The 9,673-nt window shown below is 45.4% G+C and carries 1 protein-coding gene; it reads left to right on the forward strand.

Annotated features, from left to right (window positions below; translation table 11 throughout):
* Positions 1 to 9,584, forward strand: a 9,584-nt coding sequence (locus AB4407_RS17665) for a cadherin-like domain-containing protein (RefSeq protein WP_372121474.1), incomplete at its 5' end; no start/stop codon positions are given.
* Positions 9,585 to 9,673 lie beyond the last annotated feature (89 nt).

Here is a 9,673-nt window from a genome sequence, read left to right on the forward strand (position 1 = left end):
AAGGCATGCAAAATCAAACGCTGAGCATTACGGAACCAACGGTTGCAGATTTAGCTGCCGGTGTTGTTACGACAGGCACTGTCGATGTGATGCCTGTTCAAAGTGCTGATGGCGCGACCATTACCCAGTTCGTTTATGACGGACAACTTAGAACATTGGTTCAAACCGATACTGGTGAGCAGCGGTTTGGTTTCACGGAAGGGACGTTAGTCATCACCCTTCAAGGTGAAGTGCGTTTTGAACCCAATCGTAATTTGGATCATACGAACAGCGAAAATATCGTTAAGACCATCGTGGTGACGTCAAGTGACTTTGATAAAGATCCAGTGACATCCACCGTGACTTTGACCATCACCGATGGTGATATTCCAACGATTGATGCGATCCCAAGTGTCACGCTATCGGAATCTAATCTAGCCGATGGCTCAACAGCAAGCAACGCGCCGGTGAGCCAAACAGAGACGATCACCTTTACCAATCAAAGCGATAATGTGACCAGTTTCCGTATTGAGCCAAGCCTGTTTAATACCAACGACACGCTCAAATCGAATGGGTTAGTCGTTGAGCTTAAAGCGGACCCCAACACAACTGGGGGGTACATTGGCTTTGTGAAAGACGGAGCCAACCCAGAAGTTCCTGTCTTTACGATTAGCTTTTCTACCAGCACGGTGGGTGAGTACACCTTTACTCTACTTGAAGCATTAGATCATGCTGATGGCCAAGCGAAGAACGACCTGAGATTTGAACTGCCTGTATTTGCGGTAGACCGCGACGGTGATGATTCATTAGTGTCTCAGCTGAGTGTGACCATTGGTGATGATGTGCAGCTTATGCAAGATGGCGCAATCACCAGTCGAGAGCCCGCGGGTGTTGTCGAAACATCCAATACATTTGATGCAATGCCAAATCAAAGTGCAGACGGAGCGAAAATTACCTCATTTGTTTACGATGGCAACACTGCGCAAAACCTTAGCCCTAGTGTGAGTGGCGAACAAAGATTTGATTTTATTGGTGAGGGTTCACTATTTATTACAACGGAAGGTGAGATACGTTTTGAGCCGGTTCGAAACCTGAATCATTCCGGTGGTGATATCGTTAAGATCATTACGGTGACCTCGGAAGATAAAGATGGTGATATTGTCACTTCTACAGTGAAGCTAACTATTGTAGATGGTGATGCACCAGTAATAGACACAGTACCAATGGTTGCATTGGAAGAAGCGAACTTGGTCGACGGCTCTTCACCGGGCTTACCTGTGAGCCAAACTGAAACCATTACTTTCACAGCAGGAAGTGATGATGTGAGCCACTTCCGTATTGATACCACTCAGTTCAACACATCTGGCGATCTCAAAGCGGATGGCTTGGTTGTTCAGCTCAAAGAAGATCCTACCAACAGTGGAAATTATACTGGTTTCGTGGAAAGTGGAGGTGTTCAAACAGACATCTTTACCATCACCTTTAGTAGCTTGGTTTTAGGAGAGTACACATTCACCTTGTTGGAAGAGTTAGATCACTTGCCAGTACAGGGTAATAACGATCAAATCTTCACCTTGCCAGTTATCGCTGTCGACAAAGACGATACGGATTCAGCAATTAAGCCTCTTACGGTGACCATTACTGATGATGTACCCGTCATTACGGATACGACAGTCACGAGCACGTTTGTCGTTGATGAGGATGATTTAGGATCTGTTGTAGCTCAAGCGACAGGCTCGTTTGTGACCACAGAAGGTGCAGACCAAGTTGAGGTTTACGAACTGCGGAACGTAGCCAATCTAGAAACAACTCTGACATCAGGCAACGAAGCGATTTCGATCACTGAGGTCACTGGGGCTGCGGACACAACCACCTACCAAGGTGCGACCACAAGCGGGACTCCGATTTTTACGCTTGCACTGGGTAACGATGGGTCATACACATTTACCTTGCTTGGCCCTCTAAACCACGCTACTACGCCGAACAACCTAACCATACCATTTGATGTTGTGGCGGTAGACGGTGATGGCGATGATTCCAACCAGTATCAATTACCAATTCAAGTCATTGATGATGTTCCGGAAATGACGCCGCCGACTGGCGAAACGGTTGTCGATGAAGACGATCTTTCAGGGATAGGTTCGGATCAATCTGAAGACACCATTATCAATGGACTATTCACCGTCGATGAAGGTGCCGATGGCGTTGTGAAGTATGAACTGGTTGACGAAGATTTAGTCTTGAGCGGTTTAACCTCCGATGGAGAAAGCTTAGAGTGGCTAGCTGTTTCACAAAACGGCACAACATTCACATACGTTGCTCAAACGGTGACGAGTAATGAAGCCGTGTTTGAGATTGTTTTTGATACATCGGATAACAGTTATCAGTTTGAATTGTTTAAGCCACTGAAGCATCCTGACGGTGCAAACGAGAACGCGATAGATCTTGATTTCTCAATCGTTGCTGAAGATTTTGATCAAGACCAATCGAATGCGATAGATCTCAAAATAACAGTCACTGATGATATTCCATTAGTGACAACACAATCGATTACTCGTGTTGAAGGTCAGGGTTATCGCGGCTCTATAGTCGATATGTTTGCTGAGGCTACAGATGTCGGTGCCGACGGCGCGGTACTGAGCAAAATTGAAGCATTTGACGGAAGTGGAATTGTTTTCCGTTCAGGGAACAGTGGGTCTTACAGTAGTGACTTCGATTTAATTAGTGGTACTCAAGAGGTACGAGTATATGAGCAGATCAATGGCGCTGTTGATCCTCGAGAGCTGGGTCGACTGAAAATAAACTCAAATGGTGAGATAGAGTTTAGAGCCAATAATTACTTAGAGCATGTTGGTGATGAAATTAATTTCTCTATTAATGTAACAGCGAAGGATGGCGATTCAGATACGTCATCGACGCCATTGGATATCACAATTACCGATAGGAATTCGTCGAGAATTGCGCTGAAAGTGACCACTTTCGAGGATGCGGGTAGGGATTCAACGATACCTTATGCTAATGGTGATGAGCCGACTTTTGAGAATGTTCAAGATAATCAGAATGGTTTACCTAATGCGCCAGCTCAAGTTTCACTGCAAGTTAACTTGTATGACCAAGATAACAACGAGTCTATAGGTCAACTAACGATTAAGAACAGTAATCATAGAGGTACATTCTATTACTTTGAGAACGGCGAATATCACAAGTTAACGGCTGAACCTAATGGTCAAATATTATTTGGCCCCCCTCAAATGCAACAAAGTTTTGCTCCAAACCCAAATGAAGTAAGACAAACTATTGCGACTATCGATAACCTGTTCTTTGTCCCTGACCAAAACTTTGGTTCAAATGACAACGGGGTACGCATCAACTATGCACTGCAAATTGATAATGATGGCACGCTAGATCACACCATTAACTCAAACTTCAGAATCGAGATTGAAGCGGTAGCGGATATTGCTACTTGGGATGATGGTAATAGCACTTATCAGTACCAAGTCAACGAAGATGAAGATAACGTCACGTTGCAGTTAAACGCAGTATCACAAGATAGTAGCCAAACTGAAACGATTACCTATGAGCTAAAAGTTGTCCAAGGGGATGGTAAGTTTGAGCTTCTTGATGCAAGTGGTAACGTGCTTACGCTGACGGCGGATGGTGTATATAAAATAGCGGCAGAAGACATTAACACCACCGTGGTTAACCCTATTGATAATTTCTCGGGTCAGATAGAGTTCGAAGCAATAGCGGTTACAGAGGAAACGCTGAATCCTTATGAAGATACTACCAACGGCGGAGCAAACGATAAAACTGAGGCTCGTTCTATAGAGCAAAACATAATTATTGATGTCACTGCTGACGCTGACCCTGGAAAATTCAGTGTTAATCGTATTCAAATCAACGAAGACAATATTGATAATCCCGACTACCTTGGGCCTTTGGGTAATAAAGATGCATTCACGCTAGACGAAGTCATCACCATGACAGGGTCGGTCGATACGGATGGCTCTGAAGAACTGTTTGTTCGTATCAGCAATATTACAGAAGGCGCAGTGCTTTACTTTGTAGGTACAACCACGGTGGTTCCTATTGTCAGTGGTACCAATTACCACGAAATAGCGTATTCCGATTTGGCTAATGTTGAGGTGGTTCCAACTAAACACAGCAATGTGGATTTCACTTTTGATGTGACAGGTGTAGTGAAGGACACAGCGAACCTATCCACCAACCCTCAACAAGTCGATGTAGAAATACTCGGTACTAAGACGGTTAATGTTGAAGTCAAAGGTGTTGCCGATATTCCTTATGGGGGAACGAATGGCACCGATTGGACCGCAATTACAGATGGTACTGCAAGCGGCGTTCAAACGACGATTCAAGAGAGTCAAAACGGCGACAGCTTTGCTCTGCTTGATTTCACTGTACTGTCGGGCGAAAGAAAGCCAGATAACCCAAATGATGCTCCTCTATCTGGAGACGGCTCAGAAGCTATCACTGTTATCCTCTCTGGTATACCTGATGGTGTTATCATCGAAGATGGTGACGGTACAGTTATTGATCTTAACTTTGTCGGTTACGAAACTGGGCCGGGAGGCAGTTCTGATTTATCGAAACCTATCTATGAAGCAAACATTACTGAGGCGGGTATAACTTCAGGTATTCGTATTCGACCTGTCGACTCTTCAACCGAGAATATTCATATTCAAGGCAAAGTCATCGTAACGGAAAACGACGGTCACACGCTTTCTTTTGATCAAGAAATTCGAGTGTTGGTTGAGCCTATCATCGATACCTCAGCAACCTACAACAACGTTACAAACGGAAACGAAGATACTGCTATCAACATCGATTGGCACCCTGAAGGCACAGACTATATTGATTCTGATGAGCATTTCACTTCAATTAAGATTTCCGGTATTCCACCGGGTGTCACACCCACCGTAAATGGTGATGTGACTGTTGTGAATGATGGTGCTGGTACGTTAACGATTACCCCTAAAGACGCGAATCAAACGCCGGAACAATTTACCCAAATTGCACTAGCGAATAACTTTATTCAAATGACTCCGCCAACTGACTCTAGCGTTGATTTTACATTGACGACAGAGGTAGACGTTGAGGAGCGTGATCACGAATATGTGGACTCTTCTGACCCAGGTGAGGGCATTGCGACTGCGACGATTACAGGTACGGTCAATGTTGTCGTAAGACCCGTCGTTGAGCCTGATGATGGTATCGATAACAAACTTATCGTTGACGATGTGGCAGGAACGGGCTCTTTGGCAGCAGTGAGCGCGGACCCTCTTACAGGTATACTTAAGTTTACAACTAATAGCGATAACCCATTGGCTTTGGATGAATTTGTTATTAGATACCAAGAAACCGATGCATCGTCTGCTATTGAGGAAGTGGACCAACTGGTTATTCAATTAACGAACAATGACACGAATAAGACTCCATTATCAGATGATGTATTGAATCAATTACTCGTTATTGGCGCGGCTTATGAAGGCGATGGTCGTTGGGTTGTGACCAATGAGGACCTGTTTAGCATCAGTGCACCTAATGGTCTTGGTTTTCATCCTATTTCTAATCTTCCAGACGTATTCAATGACATCAAGATGACTATCTTTAGTACCGTGGTCGATCGCGGTGATGGCGTTGAAGTAGAGTCGTCACCTGCCGTTGTGCGGGAAGGCGAAGTGACATTATCATTCCCAGAAGTACTTGTCGGGGGAGGTGAGGTCGCAGCTAACATTACAATGGATGCCAATAGTGTTGTCGACGCTATCGAAGATACGCAACTTGATTTAGGTGCAGCACTAAATGGTGTGCTCGCTTTCTCTGGAGAAGATGCTTCGGTAGATCAAGTGACCATTATCATTGATGACTCCGTGACCATTAACCCAGGCGGTAATTTCCCGATCAGCTTGGCGGGCAGTAGTGAAGTCGATTTCGTTAATGGAAAATATGTATTTGAAACAACCGTTGAACAGGGCGTCCCAACAGATTTCTCTGGGCTGTTACTTAACTTGCCGGCAGACTACTCTGGTGACTTTAGATTGCCACTGACAATTGTGACTAAAGATACGCTCTCAGGTGATGAGAAAACGTTAGTTACCGACGTCGTCATCAAAGTCGCGCCAGATGCAGAGACGGACCCTACGATTGAGGTGAATGTCGTAGGTTCGCTTGATGATGCCTTTAACCCAGTCGATAACGACGGTCAGGCTGGACAAGATCCGGTGGGTTACGAAGACACCTACATTCAACTCGACTTCAATTCGACTATTTCGGATCAGGTATCAGGCGTCGAAGGGGGTCAAGAGGCGTTTACATCGATTACTTTGACGTTGGATGACCCTTCGATAGGAGCATTCTATGACAATTCGGGCACCTCACTTGGTACCTCAGTCACGTTTAATCAAGCTGAAATCGCGGCGGGGGCGCTCGATAATGTCCTCTTTAGGGCGATAGAAAACTACCCAACTGGAAATGATATTAACCAAGTGCAGATTAATGTAAGTGGTACAGTTACAGATACCGCAACCTACAATGATTCTGCTTTTCCGGTAGGTACGGCAACCGACTCCGATACCTTCAATACAAGTGTTCGTTTTGATGTTGTTCCGGTTGTTGATGATGTACTTGTCTCTGGGCCGGGTAGTGATCCTGATGTAATCGAGATTACCGGCAACGAAGACCAGCTTATTTCCTTGTCAGGTACAGGACCTGTATCGATTGCACTGACTGATCTTGATGGATCAGAACAGTTTGTATCGATTAAGTTCACCGATGTCCCTGATGGCTTCCAGATGCGTGTAGATGCTGGCTCGGCTTACACTGTGAAAAACAACGGTGGCGGTGAGTGGAGTGTTCAATTGCCTCAAGCTTCTGGGCTTTCATTCGACTTAAGTGAAATTTCGATTTTACCGCCTAAAAACTTCAGTGGTACTGCTGAGTTTGGTGTTGAAGTGTTCACTCAAGAGTCGCTACTTGGCGTACCAACTGCGGCTGCAAACTTACCAAGCTTCAAACTGCATGTGGTGCCTGTTGGTGACGATGTTGATACCAACCCTACGGACTCTGTAACAGGTAACGAAGGGCAGAATATTGATATCGAAATCAATGCGACTATTTTAGATAAAGAGTTGTCGGCTACAGGAAGCGGAACGTATACCGAAAATGCACCTGAAACCCTTCGAGTCGAAGTGGCAGGTGTTCCTCAAGATGCTTCTATCTACTATCCTGACGGAACGACCTTGGGTAGTTATGACCCAACTACACAGCTCTGGACTCTCGATGTTCCAGCTCAGTCGCTAGACAAGATCGTATTCAACTCTGGAGAACATAATAGTGATACAGGCAATGCTTTGGGTATTAATGGTCCACTGCAGATTACCGTTCGTTCTGTGGATACAGATGCTGATAACACGGAGCATTTAGGCACACCAACGAGTTTCAATGTTGATTTAGTGATTGATCCGATCAACGATCAACCGATCTTTGTCAATGTGACTAACTTGGAAACGACAGAAGACTCTACTGGTGTCGCGATTAACAACTTTAGTATCTACGATATCGACGCTAACTTTGATAATCCAGATGCTCCGTATGTACTGACGCTGAAAGTTGACCAAACACTGCCGGGTGCGCAGGGCGAGTTTGTACTCCCAAGCTCTCAATCCAACGGTGTGACATTTGTATTGCAGCCTGATGGCTCACTTGTAATGACGGGTAAAGAAGCCGACATAAACGCAGCTCTAACTAATGGTGAGGTTACGTTCAAACCGGACCCGGATCAGAACTACCTCAATCAGGGTGGGTTAGTGACCATTAATGCTACGATCGATGACGGTGGTAACAACGGTTTGATTGACGCGGGTGATTCGAATACCGCTCAAACGAATCAAACTACCTTCACTATTAAAGTGACGGAAGTGAACGACAAACCAGTGGCAACCGATATTGATTTGGGCACTATGCTTGAAGAAGGTCAGCTAACCATCAAAGCTGAAGACCTGATTACAGCGACGACAGACCCTGAGGGGCATGCCATTACGGTAACTAAGGTCGAAATCGATCAAGGTCAGGGGCAAATTCAGAAGTTTGAGAACGTTGGTGGGGCGGATGACAATTCGATTAATGGCCCATACTGGGTATTCACGGCAGATGATGATTACAATGGCGATGTTACATTCACCTATACCGTAGAAGATAACGGTACAACCAATGGCTCAAATGATTTCTTAACGGATACCGCGGAAATCAGCGTTGTGGTACAAGGTGTTAACGATACACCTGTTGTTAATGGTGACAATGTCACTGATTTTATTGATGAAGAATCGGGTCAGCTGCTGAGTGGCATCAATGTCAGTGATCCTGATTATGTTGATTCATTTTCTAATGACTTGATGACGGTCACTTTGACGGTGGATTACGGAACGTTAAATGTGTCGCTGCCTGCCGTGACAACTGTGATGGTGAATGGCAACAACACAGGTTCGGTTATCTTAGTAGGTACGTTGAGCGACCTAAATGCATTAATTGACACACCGACTAGCCCTGCGGGTGTTTATCTGGATGCGAGCCTGTCTCCAACCAATAGCATTGGCTTGGAAGTCATCGCGAAAGATAGCGGAAACCCTTCTGGTATCGTCATTGAAACCACGCCAGTTATCTATGATATAGCAGTGACTCCTGTGGCGAATGCGCCGACCTTGTCGATTGATACTGCGTCTAACTACGTCAGAAATATCACGGCGAGCCAGTCAGTAAGCGCTAGCGGCGTTCCTTTGGTTGGTATTATTGCTGCCTTGACCGATATTACGGAAGAGCTAACGCTACGTATCAGTGATGTGCCTGTTGGTGCTCAAATTACGAGTGATGTGGGTTCAGTGACTGATGTCGGTGGTGGAGTTTGGATTGCCACGGCGGATGCGATTGACACTGTGAAAGTGGTCGGGCTTTCTGATACGCCGGGAAGCTACACACTCAAAGTGGAGGCGGTTTCAGAAGAGCTAGATAACAGTGATACCGCAACATCGGCTTCGATAGACCTCAACTTGAACATTGTGTCTAACGGTGTTGATATCGATTTAGCTACAGAAACCGACGATGTTCAGTTATTGGCAGGGGCTGGCAATATCGACCTGACAGCGGGATCTGGAAATGATCGTCTGGAAGGAGGTTCGGGTGACGATACGTTAGTTGGCGGTGATGGTAACGATACGCTGATTGGTGGTGGCGGTTCCGATATTCTGACTGGTGGCGACGGTATGGATTCGTTTGTATGGTTCAACATCGAAGATGGTGTCGAAGATACCATTACCGACTTTAGCCTATCTGAAGGAGATCAACTCGATCTAAGAGAAGTGTTACCTGAGCTGAAAAGTGCCTCACCAGATATAACAACACTGTTGCAACACATAGACGCGAAAGTTGAAGGGGATGATATTGAACTTACGATCAACCCTGATGGTTTAGGCACAACAGAGCAAGTGATTGTGGTTGAAGATCTTGCGCCTCAGCTGACGTTAAATGGCACCATGCCCTCGGATATTCTGGATGCGCTAGTACAGCAGAATGTTATGACTCACGGTTAACGCTCAATTGAGAAGCGCTAGTGATTAGAAGTGAATAACTAAACCATAACGAAATAGGCCAGCAATGCTGTAATGCTTGTAAGTTAAGC

Origin of the sequence: Vibrio sp. 10N.261.46.E11 (assembly GCF_041472735.1) — a bacterium.
GTDB lineage: Bacteria > Pseudomonadota > Gammaproteobacteria > Enterobacterales > Vibrionaceae > Vibrio.